Here is a 16,832-nt window from a genome sequence, read left to right on the forward strand (position 1 = left end):
GATGACATCCTTGATCGACGTCATCTTCCTGTTGCTGCTGTTCTTCATGCTGTCCTCGACCTTCACCCGCTTTGCAGAGGTCGAATTCGCCTCGGCGCGATCCGGCAGCGCCGCGTCGTCCGAGCGTCCCGTATTCCTTTCGCTGGCCGCCCGGGCCTTGCGCGTGAACGGGTCCGACGCGGCATTTGATACCCTGCGCGAAACGCTGGAAACGCACCGCAGCAGCGACGGGCCGCTCGGGGTTCTGGTTGCGGTCGCGGCGGATGTCACTGCGCAACGCCTGACCGACCTGCTTGTCGCGTTGCGTGCCATCCCGGACGTCTCCGTCACCGTTCTGGAGGCGTCATGAGACGCCGCCGCACCCGGACCGGCGGCGAGCCGACCATCGCGCTGATCAACATCGTCTTCCTGATGCTGATCTTCTTTCTCGTGGCGGGCCGTTTGGCTGTGCCGCTCGACACAGATCTGCGGCTGGTCAGCACCACCGGTCTGGAAGGCAGCGCCCCGCCCGACGCCCTGGTGCTGCATGCCGACGGTCGCATGACGAACCGCGGCGCGGAGATCACCGGGGTCGCGGATTTTGTCGCCGGTCTTCCAGAGCAAGCACGGGCAAATGTGCGGATCGTGCCTGACCGCGAGCTGCCCGCGGCACTGCTGGTCGCCCGGGGCCGGGCCCTGCGCGATGCCGGTGCGGAGCGGGTGGTGATCGTCACCGAACGGGGGCTGGAATGATGCGCCTTGCCGGTCCCGCCAAGCTTGTGGCCCTGTCCGTCGCACTTGGCCTGCACGGCGCTTTGGCGGTCGCGCTCGTCTCGCGCGACACGACAGAGATCGAAGGCGCAGATGGCGGCACGGAGGTGCGGCTCGGCAGTGCCTTCGCAGACATGGCAGCCGGAACGCTCAGCTCCCAAAGCGCGGAGAAGGCCGAGGCCACGGCGCCCGATGCGCCGGACAGATTGCACGCCGAGCATGCAGAGCCATCGCCGCCAGAGAGAGCCGCGACGACCGTTGACCATGCACCGACCGGCACCGCCCGGCCGCTGCAAGCAGAGCCTGTGCCGTCCGAACAGGCCCTGTCGGCAGTCAACAGCGCACCCTCAGAACCGGCCGCGCCCGCACAAGCGGTGCCGGTTGCGCGGGCCGATCCATCCCCGGCGGTGCAGGCCGTGGTTCCCGGCCCCGATGCGGCGGAGACCCTTCAATCGCCACCGGTTGCGGACCGGGTCGAGGGGGCAGCACCGGACAGCGCCGCTGTCGTCCGGTCATTGCGGCCCAAGCCGCGCAGTGCCGCATTCGAGGCCACGCAGAAGCCGGCGCCGGTGGCCAAACCCGAACCCCGGCCAACGGCAAAGCCCGCCACCCGGGCGGCACAGGCGCCGGGCAATGCCGAACGCAACGCGCGGGCGGGCGAAGCTACGGGACGGCAGGAGGCCGTCGCGCAACAGAGCGGCACGGCCGGACGCCAGCACGCGGCGGGCAATGCCGCTGCGAGCAATTACCCCGGCCTGGTCATGCGCAGACTGTCGCGCGCGGGCAAGCCGCGGGTGACGGCGCGCGGCACCGCGGTTGTCGTTTTCAGCATCGCTGCGAATGGCGGTCTGTCTTCCGTGTCGCTGGCGCGTAGTTCGGGGTCCGCTGCGCTGGATCGCGCCGCGCTGCAACTGGTCAGGGGCGCGGGCCCCTTCCCCCAGCCGCCTGCGGGCGCGCGGCGCAGTTTCTCGATCCAGATCACGGGGCGTTGAGCCATGAGGACAGGCCTGCCTGGCGATGCCGGGTTATCGGGCCCGATCGAAACCATGTGCGGCATGGCTGCTGCTCGGGCCTTGGCCGGTCCCGACGTCGTGCGGCGTCTGCCCTTTGCAAGTCTGCATGAGGCGGTTCAGGCCGCTGCGATCCTCCGGCCGGCCGTCAGACCGTTGATCCTGTCGATGATGCTTTGGGCGTCGATGCCGTAGTGGTGGTAGAGGTCGCCGATGGTTCCGGTCTGGCCAAAGTGCTCCACACCCAGCGGTATCGTCTGGTGCCCCAGAACGGCGCCGAGCCACGACAGCGTCGCGGGGTGGCCGTCCAGGACGGTGAGCAGACGGCAATGCGGCGGCAGATCCCGCAGCAGGCGTTCCACATGGCTGGTCGCCCCCTGTTGGCCGCGGGCCCGCGCGCGCTGTGCCGCTGTCCAGCCCGCATTCAGCCTGTCCGCCGAGGTGACGGCCAGCACGCCGATATCGCGCCGCGCCTCTGCCATGGCGCCCGCCGCGCGGATCGCCTCGGGGGCGATGACACCCTGATAGGCGATGACGACCTCGCAATTGGGCCCGGGGCGACGCAGCCAGTAGGCCCCGTCGATCGCCCCTTGCTGCCAATCCGGATCCGGGCGCTTGCCCGGCTGTTCGATCGGGTTGGTCGACAGCCGCAGATAGACCGAACCGCCGGTTTCGTCACGCAGCCAGGTGCGTTCGTCCGGGTCACCCGAGCCGTCGCGCTGGAGGTAGCCAAAGGCCCATTCCATGATCACCGCCAGTTCATCGGCGAAGGCGGGTTCGAACGATGCCAGACCGTCCTGGCTCATACCGATGAGGGGTGTGCCGATGGACTGGTGCGCCCCGCCCTCGGGCGCCAGCGAGACGCCCGAGGGCGTGCCGACCACCATGAACCGGGCATCCTGATAGCAGGCGTAATTCAACGCATCGAGCCCGCGCACCACGAAGGGATCGTAAAGCGTGCCGATGGGGATCAGCCGCTTGCCAAACAGCGAATGTGACAGCCCCGCCGCCCCGAGCAGCAGAAACAGGTTCATCTCGGCTATGCCCAGTTCGATATGCTGACCCTTTGGCGTGAATTCCCATTTCGCGGTTGAGGGGATCCTGTGTTCGATAAAGGCATCGACCTGCTCGGTCCGGGCAAACAGCTTGCGACGGTTGACCCAGGGGCCAAGGTTGGTGGTGCCGGTCACGTCGGGCGACATTGTCACGATGCGGTCCGCCAGTTCGCTGTCGCCCTTGGACAGGCCATCCAGGATCTTGCCGAATGCCATCTGGGTCGAAATCTCGCGGTCCGATGACGGGGCGATGGCGGGCACCTGCAACACGGCATCGCCGAAGCGGCGGCGGCCCTTGGCAAAGAAGGGCACCTTGTCGAGAAAGTCCTGCAGCGCGGCGGCGTCGGGAACGGCGGCGAGCCTGTCCCATTCCTGACCCTCGGGCACGCCCATATGGGCTTGCCAACCGGCCATCTGGGCCTTTGTCATCAGGCCGCCGTGATTGTCCTTGTGGCCCGCGATCGGTGTGCCCCAACCCTTGATCGTATAGGCAAGGAAACAGGTCGGGCGGTCGTCGGTGACGCTGCGAAACACCTCGGCCATGGTTTCCACGCAGTTGCCGCCCAGGTTTTCCATCAGCGCCGCAAGTTCCGCATCGCTTCGCTTGTCGATCAGCGCCGTGACCGGCCCCTGATCGCCCAGATCATCCATCAGACGTTTGCGCCAGACGGCGCCGCCCTGATAGGTCAGGGCCGAATAGTCCTGGTTCGGGCAGGCGTCGATCCAGTCGCGCAGGGCGCCGCCGCCCGCTTCCTCGAATGCGGCGCGCTGCAAGGCCCCGTATTTCACGCGGATGACAGTCCAGCCGAAGGCGTCGAAGATCTTTTCCACCCGCTCGAACAGACCTTCGCGCACGACCCCGTCCAGCGACTGACGGTTGTAGTCGATGACCCACCAGCAATTGCGCAGGTCGTTCTTCCAGCCCTCCTGCAAGGCTTCGTAGATGTTGCCCTCGTCCAGCTCGGCGTCACCGACCAGCGCCACGTGGCGTCCCGGCGTCAGGTCCCTGCCCCAGTCCTTGGCCATCAGGTAATCCTGCACGATCGACCCGAACGCGGTCATCGCCACGCCCAGACCGACGGAGCCGGTCGAAAAATCCACGTCGTCCACATCCTTGGTGCGGCTGGGATAGCTCTGCACGCCCTCGAAGCCGCGGAAGTTCTTCATCTTCTCCAGCGTCTGATTGCCCATCAGGTACTGCATGGCATGAAAGATCGGCGAGGCATGCGGCTTGACCGCCACGCGGTCCTCGGGCCGGAGGGCGGAAAAGTAGAGCGCCGTCATGATCGACACCATCGAGGCCGAGCTGGCCTGATGCCCCCCCACCTTTATGCCGTCTTCCTTTGGCCGGATGTGATTGGCGTGGTGGATCATCCAGTGCGACAGCCAGAGCAGACGGCGCTGGATTGTTGTGAGGTGCGCCGTTTCAAATGTCATCGTTCGTCCTCGCGGTCAAAGCATGCGTTTTCGCGAGGCTACCACCAAGGAATTGGCAATTCTCGCCTTTTGTGCAGTCGTGTCATGCTGTACTTGTCGATATTCATCACGAATCCGGGGAATTTTGATGACAAGCATCAAGCTCGACTCCTACGACGCGGGCATTCTGCACGTCCTGCAGCGCAACGGGCGGGCCACGATCAACGAGATCGCCGAGAGCATCAATCTCAGCCCTTCCCCGGTGGCGCGCAGGCTGCGCATTCTGGAAAATGCCGGCGTGATCACCGGCTATGCCGCACTGATCGACGAAACCGCTTTGGGGTATGAATTTTCGGTCTTTGTCTCTGTGAAACTCGACCGTCAGGTGGACGATGCCCTGGCCAGTTTCGAAGCCGCCGTGCGCAGCTTTCCCGAAGTTGTCGATTGCTGGCTGATGACCGGCAACCGCGACTATCTGCTGCGCATCGCAACGCGCGGGCCTGCAGATTTCGAACGCTTCCTGACCGGCACGTTCACAAAGGTATCTGGCGTTGCGTCAATCGAAAGCTCGATCCCGCTGCGGCGGGTCAAGGCCGGACAGTCGCGCACGATGGACAGGTAGGGCCTGACCCTAGCCATTTTCCAACTGATCCATGAGGGTGTCGACAAAACGCTCTGCGCTGTCTTTGTGTGTCTGTCCGGGTTGGATGACGAAATAGGGATTGGGCGCGGGCACCTCGATGTCCAGCAGCCTCACCAATGTCCCGCTGCGAAGATCATCGGCGCATAGTATCGAGGTTCCCACCGCAACGCCGCATCCCCGCCTTGCCGCCTGAAGGGAAACCGCCGCATTGGGGAAATAGACCTGTTGCGCGAACTGAATCGACGCGGGCGAGGCAGCGGTGAGCAACCGCATCCAGTCACCCCCCTGATCCGCGTGAAGCGCGATGCAGTTGGCCAGATCTGCGGTGCTGGTGATGCCCCACTCGTATTTCAGTTCGGGTCGGCAGACGGGAAAATACATCTCGTCCCGCAGGATCGCTTCGCGCATTCCGGGCGTCGTGCGCTCTCCGTAGGAGATGACGACATCCATGCTCTCGTCGAACATGCCAATGGGAAAGACCCGCACCGTCATCAGCGGATACTGCTGGCAATAGGCCCTGATTACCGAGGGCAGCCGCGCGCCCGAGAATGCCGGAGCGCAGGCGATGTTCAGCTCGCCGTCCATGCCGGAGGTGGAGGTCAGCGACTGACAGGCCCGCTCCATATCGCGGAACGCATGGTTCAGCCGTTCGAACAGGGACAGCCCCGCCGAGGTCAACGTCAGCGTGCGTTTGCTGCGCACGAGGAGCTGTTCGCCAAGATCCTCTTCCAGCCGTCTGATCTGGTAGCGGATCGCGCCGTCGGTGACATTCAGCTGCGAGGCCGCCGCCGCGATGCCTCCGTTTCGGGCAACTTGGTGAAACGTATTCAACGCGGTCAAGTTCAGCATGATTTCGGCCGTTTATGAGAATTCATTTCACACATATCATCAAATTTTTTTTCTTGCGTCAAACCTATTGGTAAATAAACTTCTTTTTAGTTGAGGCAGATCCTCGGCTCCAAAGAACCGATCAAGCAATCCGAAAGCCGCCCGTAACAGGCCTGGCGTTGATCGACACAGTTGAAACGCCTGTCGTCGCTCGACCGGTGGCGCGCCTGATGTCGCTTGCGCCGGTGAACCGATCGGCCGGGCCGGCTGCCCGCAGCCGACTTGCCCGGACAGACCCCCGGACGGGGTCTGTCGGCGGTCCTCCGGCTTGGCACCGGAGGACTGGTGTGACGCACGGAACGACAGGCTGCAAGGCCCTCGGTCAGACGACAAAGACCGGGTGACACGGGCGGGAAACGTCCGGTCCGAAATGCAAGACATGTGAACAACAGGGAAAGGCAAGACATGAAACATATTGCAGGGGCCCTCTTTGTCGGGCTGTGCACCGCGACGGCCGTTCCGGCCGCCACGCAAGAGATCACCGCCAGCATCTGGTTCCCCGACACCTATCCGCTGGTGACGGACGGGTATCAGGCCCTGGCCCAAGCGCTCGATCAGCAATCGGGCGGAGAGTTGAGCCTGAAGGTCTATACCGGCGACTCCGTGCTGCCACCGGCGGCCCATCTGTCCGGTCTGCGCGACGGCATCGTGGACATGACCTATCACGCGGGAACCTATACGCCCTCCGACCTTCCGGCGGACAACGTTCTGGCGGCGCTTGGCATTTCGTTCAACGACAGCATGGTTCTGACGGCCGCGGTGGCGGATTTCTACCTGAACGACGACCAGATGCAGCAGATGTTCCGTCAGCAGGGTGTCGTGTTTCTGGGCAGCTACGCCTCGCCCTCCTATGCGCTGATGTGCACCTCGCCCGTGGTCTCGCTGGCGGATATCGCGGGCAAGAAGATCAGGATGCCCAGCCCGATCCATGCGGCCTGGGCGGCCTCGGTCCAGGCGGCGGCGGTCAACGTGCCGTCCTCGGAAATGTTCACGGGTCTGGAAAAGGGTCAGCTCGACTGCGCCGCCAATTCACCCAACGACCTCAAGACACGCTCGCTGTGGGATGTGGCCAAGGAGGTCACGCTTCTGGACCTGGGCCAGTATTTCGCCGGGTGGCAATATGCGATGAACCAGGGCGCCTGGTCCGACCTGCCGGAAGAGAGCCGCCAACTGCTGATCGACAGCATCTCGGACAACCTCGTCACCATGACCATCGCCTTCGAGCAGTCGGTCGCCGAGGCCCTGGCCGAGGCCGGCGATCACGGGGTCACGATCCACGAACCGGGCGCGGACCTTCAGGCCGCCCTCGACAGCTTCGTCGCCGAGCAGGTGGAGCCGATGGCCCTGGAAGTGGCGGCCCGTCTGAATGTCGAGGGGGCCGCGGATCTGATTTCGCGGTTCGGCGCGGTCTATGACAAATGGCAGGGTCTTCTGGCCGATGTGGACCGGGACGACGCAGCCGCCCTGCAGGCGGTCTTCAGCGACGAGATCTATGGCAAGATCGATGTCTCGGCATACGGCCTGAACTGAAGATCGGGGCCAACGGGGCGGGCAGAAAGGAGAAGCGGGTGTTCTTACGTTGGACAAGACGTCTCGCCATCCTTCTGGCCGTCCTCGCGAGCGTGAGCCTGTTCCTCATGATGCTGCAAACGGTGATCGACGTGCTGGCCAGCAATCTTGCCGGCCGTCCGATCCCCGGCAACCTCGAGGTCATCTCGGTCTATCACATGGTGCTTGTGGTCTTTCTTCCGCTGGCCTTCGTCGAGATGAAGAAAGAGCCCATTGCAGTCGATCTGGTCTATCGGATGCTGCCCGACATCGTCAAACGCTGGGTGCTCCTGTGCGGATACCTGGTCACGGCGACCTTCTTCGGCTTCCTGGCGTGGAAGACCGGCGGGGATGCGCTGCGGTCCTTTGCCATGAACGAGATGATGATGGGTGCGGTCTTTCTGACCATCTGGCCGGCCAAGCTGGCCTTGCCTGTCGGCTTTGGCGCGGCGCTGCTGATGGTGCTGGCCAACGCATGGCAGGCGGCGACGGACCCCGATTTCAACCCGTCGCCGGATGTTCCCGAAGGCGCCGAGACCTGAACTGGGACAGCAATGGAAAATTTGACAATCGGATTCCTTGGACTGGGCGCCGGCCTGATCCTGCTGTTGCTACGGGTGCAGATCGGGGTCGCCCTGGGGCTTGTCTCGTTCATCGGGATCGGCGTGCTGCTGAATGCGCGCGCCGCCTGGGGGATGCTGACGGCGGTGCCGTTCAACTTCGTGGGCGACTGGAATCTGACGGCGATCCCGATGTTCCTGCTGATGGGCTTCGTCGCCTCGGAAACCGGGATTTCCTCCGGCCTCTTCCGGGCGATGCGCATCCTTCTGGCCTGGCTGCCGGGCGGGCTGGCGGTGGCCAGCGTCGGGGCCTGTGCGATGCTTTCGGCGGCCTCTGGCTCCAGCGTGGCCACATCCTCGGCCTTTGCCCGCATCGCCACACCGGAAATGCTGCGCTACAAGTACGACCCGGGCCTTGCGACCGGCGTCATCGCGGCCTCGGGCACGCTGGGATCGCTGATCCCGCCAAGCATCCTGATGGTGCTCTACGGTTACCTCGCCGAGGTCTCCATCGCCAAGCTCTTCATGGCCGGTTTCCTGCCGGGCCTGTTGTCGGCCACCATGTTCATCGCGATGATCGTCATCCGCTGTTCGCTCAACCCCCGCCTTGCCCCCGCCGTGACGGACACCTTCACGACACGTGATTTCCTGGTTGCGGCCAAAGAGATCTGGGCCCTGCCGACCATCATCGTCGGCGTGTTGTCGGGCATCTTCATCGGCCTGTTCAGCCCGACCGAGGCCGGGGCCGTCGGGGCGGCGCTGGCCATCTGTCTGGGCGCGGCGCGGCGCTCGCTCAGCTGGGGTGCGCTCTACCGCAGCGGTCTGGCGACACTGACCAGCACCGCCGGGATTTTCATGGTGGTGATCGGCACGACCCTGCTGGGCAAGTTCATGACGCTGAGCGGCGTGCCTGGCTTCATCGCCTCTTCGCTGCTGTCGCCCGGGTCGACCCAGCTCCTCGTGATCGCGATGGTCGCCGTGCTCTACCTGATCCTGGGGTGCTTTCTGGATTCCATCGGGATCATGCTTCTGACCATGCCGATCATACTGCCGGTGGCCCGCGAAGTGGGGATCGAGCCGATCTACTTCGGCATCATCCTGGTGAAACTGCTCGAAATCGGCCTGGTCACTCCGCCGGTCGGCCTGAACGTCTATATCGTCAAGGCGGCCCTCGGCGAACGGGTGCCGCTTGTGTCGATCTTCCGGGGGGTCAGCTGGTTCATCGCGGTCGATCTGATCACGCTGGCGCTGCTGATCGCCTTTCCCGTGATCAGCCTTTACCTGCCGTCGCTGATGGACTGACGGCAGGCGCGGCGTCTTGATGCCGTCAGGCTTCGCCTCAGGCGGGTTGCAGGATAAAGAAAACCTTGCGCACAGGGGTCAGGTTTTCCCAGGTGCCGGTGAACCCGGCGGCGACAACAAAGCTGTCGCCGGGTCCGAACACCCTGGACAGGCCTTCGGCATCCGTCAGCCGCACCTGGCCCTCCAGCAGATGGCAGAGCTCGTCATAATCGCAGGCGACACGCTCAAGATGCGGCTCGGCCTCCCAGATACCGGCCAGGGCCCCAAGTTCGGGACGCTGGAAATGCCGCCAGCTGCGCGCAGTGTAGGGCCGGTCCACGATGGCCGGGTCCGAGACGGTGCTTTGCGCCGCCGCGACACCGGTATTGCTGAAATCCAGAACGTTCCGGGGGGATTGGGTCATGCTCTTGTCCTTTCAGGAATCGAAGCCGACGCCAAATGCGTCGAGGATCTTGTTGAAGGCAGACCGCCGCCCCGTGGCGTCCTCGCGCGCGAGGCCGTGCTGGGCCATGCGGATACCCAGCCAGCGAAAGGGTTCGGGCGGGAAGCGGACGGGGGAGCGGCGCGACATTTGCAGGGCCGTCCTTTCGGTTTCGCGCCCCTGCAACAGGTCCAGCATCGTCAGGGCCGCGAACCGGCTGGCCGAGACGCCCTGCCCGGTAAACCCCATGGCATAGGCCACGCGCCCGCCATGTGCCGTGCCCGCAAAGAAGGTGGTGCGGGCCGAGGTGTCGATGATCCCGCCCCAGGCATGGGTCAGCGGAACATCCGCCAGCGGCGGAAGCGCACGCGCGAAATTCCGGGCGAGGCGGTCAAAGCTGTCGCTCTCGGTCAGGAAGGCGGCATCGCGGCGCGACCCGTAGTGATAGACCGCATCGAAGCCGCCCCAGAGGATGCGGTTGTCGGCCGTCTTGCGCAGATAATGGAACTGGTTCCCGCTGTCGGCGATGCCATGCCGACCGGTCCAGCCGATCGCGGCAAGCTCGTCGTCGGCGAGCGGGCGGGTCACGATCGTGTAGTCGAAGATCGGGATGGCCGCGCCGCGCAGCCGGCGCAGCAGCGGCGGCGCGGCATTGGTCGCCAGAACCACCTGACGCGCCGCGATCCGTCCGCCCGGCGTGACCAGCGCGACACCATCGGCCTGCTGTGCCACCCCGCTGACCGGCGTGTCCTCATGGATGTCGACCCCGCTGGCCAGCGCGACCCGCCGCAGCTCGGCCACCATCCGGGCAGGATTCAGCAGCGCATAATTCGGCTCGAACAGGCCGGCGGGGTAGACGGGAGAGTCCAGCCGCGCGCGCAGAGCGTCCCCTACGAGGAACTCGGACTCGCCCCCGAAGCGGCGGCGCAGCGCCTGCTGGGCCTTCAGCCCCTCGATCTGCCACGGGGTCGCGGCGACCGTCAGCTTGCCCGACCGCTCGAACTCCACCTCCATGCCATAGGCGGCAAGGTCGGCTTCGAAATCGTCCAGGTTGGAGATGCCAAGGCGCACCAGCGCCTCGGCCTCTTTCGGCCAGCGCTGCATCGCATTGCCGATGCCATGAGAGATCGACGGCGCGCAGAACCCGCCGTTGCGCCCCGAGGCGGCATTGCCGCAGGCCCCGGCATCGACCAGCACGATCCGCGCGTCCGGCAGGCGGCGGCGCGCCTCGAGCGCGGTCCAGAGGCCGGTGAACCCGCCCCCGACAATGGCAAGGTCGCAGCGCAGATCCGTCCCAAGCGGCGGACAAGGTGCCTGCGGCCCGGCGGTCGCGGCCCAGAAGGGCGTGCGGGTCGTGGCGGCGAGGCTCTCAATCACCTGCGTCATCGGTCGCTCCGCGCATCATTCCGGCGCATCGAGATACCAGCCCCAATGCGCCTTGTGGTCAAAACGGGTGATCTGCTTGGTCTCGAAACAGGCGTCGAACCCGGTGCGTCCCAGTTCGCGGCCGATGCCCGAGGTCTTGTATCCGCCCCAGGGCAGCTGCGTGAAGGTGGGCTGCGAACAGTTGATCCAGACGATGCCCGCGCGCAGCCGCGCGGCGACACGTTCGCACCGATCCGGATCGTCGGACATGACTGCCGCCGCAAGTCCGTAGGGGCTGTCATTGGCAAGCGCCAAGGCCTCCTGTTCCGTATCGAAGGGATTGACGCACAGGACCGGGCCAAAGATCTCTTCGCGCCAGATCCCGGCATCGGTGGGCACATCGGCAAAGATGGTCGGGGTCAGGTAATAGCCGGCATCGAACCCTTCGGGGCGGCCCCCTCCCGTGATCAGCCGGGCGGTGGTGCGGCGGCCCGCGTCGATGGCGGCCCGTACCTTGTCATACTGCCCCTTGGACACCAGCGGCCCCAGCTTCACGCCCGGGGTCTCGCCCGGCCCGATCTCGATGGCCTCGGCGGCGGCGCGCAGACGATCCAGAAGCCGGTCGTAAATCCCGCGCTGGACCAGAACGCGCGAGGTGGCCGAGCAGACCTCGCCCTTGTTCCAGAAGATGCCGAACATGATCCATTCGACGGCCTTGTCGATGTCGCAGTCGTCGAAGACAACGAAGGGCGATTTGCCCCCCAGTTCCAGCGAGAGAGTGCGGATCCCGGCGCTGGCGGCCTGCATGACCTTGCGGCCCGTCGCGACGGATCCGGTAAAGGCCAGCTTGTCCACCAGCGGGTGATCGGCCAGCGGCTGGCCTGCCTCGGGCCCGGTCCCGGTGACAAGGTTGAAGACCCCCGGCGGCACCCCGGCGGCGTCGATGATTTCGGCCAGCACCTCGCAGGAGAGCGAGCAGAGCTCGGAGGGTTTCAGCACGATGGTACACCCGGCGGCGAGGGCCGGCGCGACCTTCCAGACCGCCATGAGCAGGGGAAAGTTCCAGGGCGTGATGGCGCCGATCACACCCACGGGTTCGCGGTGGATCCTGCCCTCGAACCGCGCATCGCCCAGATCGACCGTCTCGGGCGGCTGTGCCGCCTGTTGCTCAGCCAGCCCGGCGTAGTAGTCGAAACAGAAGGCGGCATCGCCGACGTCCCACTCGGCCTCGGGCAGGGGCTTGCCGTTGTCGCGGACCTCCAGCAACGCGATGTCGCGCAGCCGGGCCCGAATGCCCTCGGCGATGCGGCGCAGCGTGGCGGAACGCGCCCGTGCGTCCAGGCCGGGCCAGTCCCCGGAATCGAAAGCCAGGCGCGCGGCCCGCACTGCGCGGTCAATGTCTTCGGCCTGGCCGGCCGCGACTTCGGCAAAGGGGTGTTCGGTGGCCGGGTCGATGGCCGGAAAATGGCCGCCTCCGATGGGCGGGGTGAATCTGCCGTCGATATAGAGCCTGGTTCTGTGCATTGAATCCTCCGTCCGGCCAAGCTGGCGGCGTCTCGCCGTTGCATCGGGCGCGGGTCTGTCGCGATGGCCGGTCCAGGCTGTCCGGGGACAGGGCCGGCTGCATGCGGCCAGGCTGGGCCAGCGTTCAGCGAAGCGTAGCGTCAGGAATTCACCTGACGCAAATCAATAAACTTCGCGATAATTGCGAACTGATTTGACGAATTTAAACTGCAAAGGCGTCACCGATCCCGCGTCGGCCGGCAGAGGCCAAGTCCAGAGACAGGATCAAGCGCATCCAATTTTCCGACAATTGATTTCACGAATACAGTCAATTTTATTATCTTGCATCAATCCTTTTAACCAATAAGCTTTCTGACATAGCGATCGGGCAGAGGCCCCCCGGGGGCACCTCTGCGATCCGACCGGACAGACCGCACCACCCTGCGGTCGGCCGGCCGGGACGAAGCGTTCCGATCATGGATCGACCACCGGCGTGCAGGGCACGCAGGGCGCGACGCCACCTGTCGCGCCGCAGGACAACTATTTTCTGCCGGCAACCCGGCAAACAGGACGGACAATATGGCAAAGATGGCAATCGAGGTCGGTGGCACTTTCACGGATCTCATCTGGATCGAAGGTGGCGTCGTACACAGCCACAAGGTGCCCTCCACGCCGCAAGACGCCTCTGTCGGCGTGCTGGACGGTCTGAACGCGGCGCTGGACGGCGATCTCTCGGGGCTCGACCGGCTGTTTCACGGGTCGACCGTGGCGACCAATGCGGTGATCGAGCGCAAGGGCTGCCGGACCGCGCTGCTGACCACCGAAGGGTTCAAGGACCTGCTGCAACTGCAGCGGCAACTGCGCCCGAATGTCTATGCCATCGCCTGCCACAAGCCCGAACCCCTGGTCCCGCTGAACCTGAGCTTTGAGGCCAGGGAACGGGTGGATGCCGCGGGAGGGATCGTCACCCCGCTGGACGAGGCGGCCCTGATCGAGACGCTGGACCTGCTGCTGGACAAGGAACAGCCCGAGGCGCTGGCCATCTGCCTGCTGCACGCCTATCGCAATCCGGCCCATGAACAGCGCGTGCGCGAGATCATCGCAGACCGCCGCCCGGACCTGCCGGTTGTGCTGTCGTCGGACGTGCTGCCCACGTTCCGCGAATACGAACGGGCCTCGACCACCACGATGGCGGCCTATCTCGTGCCGCTGGTCGGGCGATATCTGGAGCGGCTGGAACAGCACCTCGACGCCGGATCGCCCGGGTGCAACCTGTTTGTGATGCAGTCCTCGGGCGGCGTCCTTCCCAGCAGTGGCTCGCACGGGCGCGGGGTCGAGATGCTGAACTCGGGCCCGGCGGCGGGCGTCATCGGGGCGGTGCGCATGGCCCAGACGATCGGCGATGACAATGTCATCACCCTGGATGTCGGCGGCACCAGCGCCGATATCTGCCTGATCGCGAATGGCGCGCCCGAAATCACCTCGGAAACCGAGGTGGACGGCCTGCCGGTAGGCCTGCCCAGCATCGACATCGCGAATATCGGCGCGGGTGGCGGCAGCCTGGGCTGGATCGACGGAGGCGGCATGCTGCAGGTCGGGCCGCAATCCGCGGGGGCGCGTCCGGGGCCGGCCTGCTACGGCCATGGCGGCACAGAACCGGCGCTGACGGATGCCCTGGTGCAACTGGGCTGGATCCGGCCCCAGCGGTTCCTGGGCGGGCGCATGACATTGCAGCCCGAACGGGCGCGCGACGCCCTTGCGGCGCTTGGCGCCAGCAACGGCGAGACGCCCGAGGCGATGGCCCAGGCGATGATCGACATCAGCGTCGCCCATGTCAGCCAGGGCATCCGCCTGGTGTCGGTGCAGCGCGGGCATGACCCTAAGGGCTATGCGATCTATGCCTATGGCGGCATGGGCCCGATGATCGGGGCGCTGGCCGCGACCGAGCTCAAGGCGCCGCGCGTCGTGGTGCCACCCTATCCCGGCCTGTTCTCGGCACTGGGGCTGCTGGTGGCGGACCTCAAGCGCATCTACCGCGAAACCAACCTGATGCGGGTCACCGACAGCGTCGCCGACGACGTGCGCGCCGCCTTTGACCGCATCCGCGCACAGGCCGTGGCCGAATTCGCCGAATTCGACGGCAAGCCCGAGGACATCGCCTTTCAGTACGAGCTGGAAATGCGCTTCAAGGGCCAGGGGTACGAGCTGCTGTCGGACGTCGATCTCGACCGGCTGGAGCGCGAGGGCAAGGCCTATGTGCTGGGGCTGTTCAAGTCGACGCATGAAACCCGTTACGGCGCGGTCGCCTCGATGGGCGAGGTCGAGATCGTGACCTTCCGCCTGACGGCTTCGGTGGCGACGGAAAGCGACGTGATGTCCTCGCTGACCCGGCCGGTCGATGCGATGGCCGATCCGCAGCCGGTGGAGACGGGGCAAATCACCTTTGCCGGGGAACCGGTCGCCTGCAGCTACTATTGGCGCGGCGACCTGGTGCCCGGAACCAGGATCACGGGCGCCGCCGTCATCGAAGAACCGACAGCGACGACACTGGTGCCACCGGGCTGGACCGCGACGGTAGAGAGCACCGGGGCCCTTATCCTGATCAGCGAGGCGTAATCCGATGTCCGACAAACTCACGCAGGCCACCTTCAACATCATCAGCAACGGGCTGCACGGCATCGCGCAGGAAATGGGCGAAAAGCTGGTCCGGTCGGCCTATTCGACCATCATCCGCGAGGCGCGGGACTGCTCGACCTCGTTCCTGGACCGCAACGGCAGGATCATCGCGCAGGCGCAGTTCTGCCCGATCCACATGAACTCTTTCGGCAAGGTGTTCGAGGCGTTTGCCAACAAGTTCGACCTGTCGACGATCCAGCCCGACGAGGGGCTGATGACCAACGATCCCTACAGCGGCGCGCAGCATCTGAACGATATCATCCTGTTCACGCCGGTGTTCTACCGCGACGAGCTGGTCGCCTTCAGCGCCTCGCTGGGCCATCACATCGACACCGGCGGCGGAGCGGCGGGGCCCAATGCCTCGGCGAACGACATCTATTCCGAGGGGCTGCGGATTCCGCTGTCGCGGTTCAATGTGCACCGCGATCTGGGCGACGGTCTGCTGGAACAGTTCATCCGCATCAATGTGCGCCCGCCCGACGAAGTGATGGGCGACATCTACGCCCAGTTCGCCGCCAACCGGACCGGCGAGGGGCGTTTCATCGAGATGCTCGACCGTTTCGGCGTGGACACGGTGCTCGCCGGCGCGGCCGAGTTGCAGGACTATTCCGAGCGGCTGGCGCGCGAGGCGATCAGCGCCATCCCCGACGGCATCTACCAGGCCGAGGATTTTGTCGACGACAACGGCTTTTCCCCCGACCCGCTGCGCGTGGCCGTGCAGATCAGGGTGGACGGCGACTCGCTGGAACTGGATTTCGCAGGCAGCGCGCCGCAGACCAAGGGCATCATCAACTCGCCCCTCGCCGCGACCATTTCGGCCGCCTATGGCGCCATCGGCATCCTGCTGGGCGGCGGGCGTATTCCGGTGAACGACGGTCTTTACCGCCCGATCCGCGCGATCAACGTGCCCTACGGCAGTTTCCTCAACCCCAGCGAGCCGCGCGCGGTGCGCGCCCGGAACAACGCCTGCCACCGGGTCTACAACGTGATCATGCTGGCGATGTCCGAGGTGGTGCCGAACCAGGTTCTGGCCTCGGGCCACGACACGACAAACGCCATCGGCATGGGCCATATGTCGCCCGAGGGCTACCGGGTTTACATGGAGGTCGTCGGGGGCGGCTGGGGCGCCTCGGCAGGCGCGGACGGGGCCGATGTCGTGGACGGCTATGTCGGCAACTGCTCCAACGTGCCGGTTGAATCGCTGGAAACCGATTATCCCTTCATGCGGGTCGAGGAATACACCTTGCGGCGCGGCTCTGCCGGGGCCGGGGAACGGCGCGGCGGGCTTGGGGCGCGGCGGGTCTATCGCATCCTCGCGGACGGGGTGACGTTCAATTCCTATTCCGACCGGTTCAAGGTCGCGCCCTGGGGACTGTTCGGCGGGGAAAACGGTCAGCATTCGCACTTTACCGTCGAACGGGACGGCGAGCGCATCGCGCTGCCGTCGAAGGGCAATACCGAACTGCTCAAGGGCGACCGTCTGATCATCGAGACAGCGGGCGGGGGCGGCTTTGGCGATCCGCAAAAGCGGGATCGCGGCGTGCTGCGGCGTGAGATCGAGCAGGGCCTGCTGAGCGCCGAAGACGCGGCCCGGGTCTATGGCCTGTCGTAAGCGGATCGGCCCGGGAACAGCCGTTTCCGGGCCAACAGCACGATCCTTGGCGGATCAAGAGGGGACCTGACGGTGACTCATCA

General features: G+C 65.5%; 14 protein-coding genes. 9 read left to right on the forward strand and 5 right to left on the reverse strand.

The window, feature by feature from the left end:
• Position 1 precedes the first annotated feature (1 nt).
• From GLS40_RS13645 to GLS40_RS13655, 3 genes are read left to right on the forward strand one after another with little or no spacing between them, the layout of a single operon-like run.
• Positions 2–349: a biopolymer transporter ExbD gene (locus tag GLS40_RS13645; protein ID WP_160383290.1), complete on the forward strand. Its 348-nt coding sequence runs from the start codon at positions 2–4 to the stop codon at positions 347–349.
• Positions 346–732 carry an ExbD/TolR family protein gene (locus GLS40_RS13650; protein ID WP_160383291.1) on the forward strand — a complete coding sequence of 129 codons (387 nt, stop codon included), beginning with the start codon at positions 346–348 and terminating at the stop codon, positions 730–732. The genes GLS40_RS13645 and GLS40_RS13650 overlap by 4 nt, the downstream gene beginning before the upstream one ends.
• The gene (locus GLS40_RS13655; protein WP_160383292.1) at positions 729–1,742 is read left to right on the forward strand and encodes an energy transducer TonB family protein; all 1,014 of its coding nucleotides are present in this window, start codon (positions 729–731) and stop codon (positions 1,740–1,742) included. The genes GLS40_RS13650 and GLS40_RS13655 overlap by 4 nt, the downstream gene beginning before the upstream one ends.
• Positions 1,743–1,879: 137 nt before the next feature.
• On the opposite strand, the gene GLS40_RS13660 is transcribed toward GLS40_RS13655, so the two are convergent.
• The gene (locus GLS40_RS13660; RefSeq protein ID WP_160383293.1) at positions 1,880–4,252 is read right to left on the reverse strand and encodes a 1-deoxy-D-xylulose-5-phosphate synthase N-terminal domain-containing protein; all 2,373 of its coding nucleotides are present in this window, start codon (positions 4,250–4,252) and stop codon (positions 1,880–1,882) included.
• A gap of 127 nt (positions 4,253–4,379) precedes the next feature.
• Between GLS40_RS13660 and GLS40_RS13665 the strand changes: the two genes are divergently transcribed.
• Entirely contained in the window at positions 4,380–4,853 is a 474-nt protein-coding gene (locus GLS40_RS13665) for an Lrp/AsnC family transcriptional regulator (protein ID WP_202076163.1), read from the forward strand.
• A gap of 9 nt (positions 4,854–4,862) precedes the next feature.
• Here GLS40_RS13665 and GLS40_RS13670 read toward each other — a convergent pair whose 3' ends face one another.
• Positions 4,863–5,723: a LysR substrate-binding domain-containing protein gene (locus tag GLS40_RS13670; protein ID WP_160383295.1), complete on the reverse strand. Its 861-nt coding sequence runs from the start codon at positions 5,721–5,723 to the stop codon at positions 4,863–4,865.
• 444 nt (positions 5,724–6,167) lie between these two features.
• Between GLS40_RS13670 and GLS40_RS13675 the strand changes: the two genes are divergently transcribed.
• From GLS40_RS13675 to GLS40_RS13685, 3 genes are read left to right on the forward strand one after another with little or no spacing between them, the layout of a single operon-like run.
• Entirely contained in the window at positions 6,168–7,292 is a 1,125-nt protein-coding gene (locus tag GLS40_RS13675) for a C4-dicarboxylate TRAP transporter substrate-binding protein (RefSeq protein WP_160383296.1), read from the forward strand.
• Between the two features lie 38 nt (positions 7,293–7,330).
• A complete protein-coding gene (locus tag GLS40_RS13680; RefSeq protein WP_328598907.1) occupies positions 7,331–7,852 on the forward strand; it encodes a TRAP transporter small permease subunit in 522 nt (173 codons plus the stop codon).
• Between the two features lie 12 nt (positions 7,853–7,864).
• Entirely contained in the window at positions 7,865–9,172 is a 1,308-nt protein-coding gene (locus GLS40_RS13685; RefSeq protein WP_160383297.1) for a TRAP transporter large permease, read from the forward strand.
• 37 nt (positions 9,173–9,209) lie between these two features.
• Here GLS40_RS13685 and GLS40_RS13690 read toward each other — a convergent pair whose 3' ends face one another.
• The 3 genes from GLS40_RS13690 to GLS40_RS13700 are packed head-to-tail and all read right to left on the reverse strand — an operon-like array spanning position 9,210 to position 12,482.
• The gene (locus tag GLS40_RS13690; protein WP_160383298.1) at positions 9,210–9,575 is read right to left on the reverse strand and encodes a cupin domain-containing protein; all 366 of its coding nucleotides are present in this window, start codon (positions 9,573–9,575) and stop codon (positions 9,210–9,212) included.
• A 12-nt stretch (positions 9,576–9,587) separates the two neighbouring features.
• A complete protein-coding gene (locus GLS40_RS13695; RefSeq protein WP_160383299.1) occupies positions 9,588–10,979 on the reverse strand; it encodes an NAD(P)/FAD-dependent oxidoreductase in 1,392 nt (463 codons plus the stop codon).
• A gap of 15 nt (positions 10,980–10,994) precedes the next feature.
• Positions 10,995–12,482 (reverse strand): aldehyde dehydrogenase family protein, encoded by a 1,488-nt coding sequence (locus GLS40_RS13700; protein ID WP_160383300.1) that lies wholly within the window; start codon positions 12,480–12,482, stop codon positions 10,995–10,997.
• A gap of 558 nt (positions 12,483–13,040) precedes the next feature.
• Between GLS40_RS13700 and GLS40_RS13705 the strand changes: the two genes are divergently transcribed.
• Entirely contained in the window at positions 13,041–15,077 is a 2,037-nt protein-coding gene (locus tag GLS40_RS13705; protein ID WP_160383301.1) for a hydantoinase/oxoprolinase family protein, read from the forward strand.
• Positions 15,078–15,081: 4 nt separating this feature from the next.
• Positions 15,082–16,749 (forward strand): hydantoinase B/oxoprolinase family protein, encoded by a 1,668-nt coding sequence (locus GLS40_RS13710; RefSeq protein WP_160383302.1) that lies wholly within the window; start codon positions 15,082–15,084, stop codon positions 16,747–16,749.
• Positions 16,750–16,832 lie beyond the last annotated feature (83 nt).

The sequence above is a fragment of the Pseudooceanicola pacificus genome (genome assembly GCF_009789075.1).
GTDB classification, from domain to species: domain Bacteria; phylum Pseudomonadota; class Alphaproteobacteria; order Rhodobacterales; family Rhodobacteraceae; genus Pseudooceanicola; species Pseudooceanicola pacificus.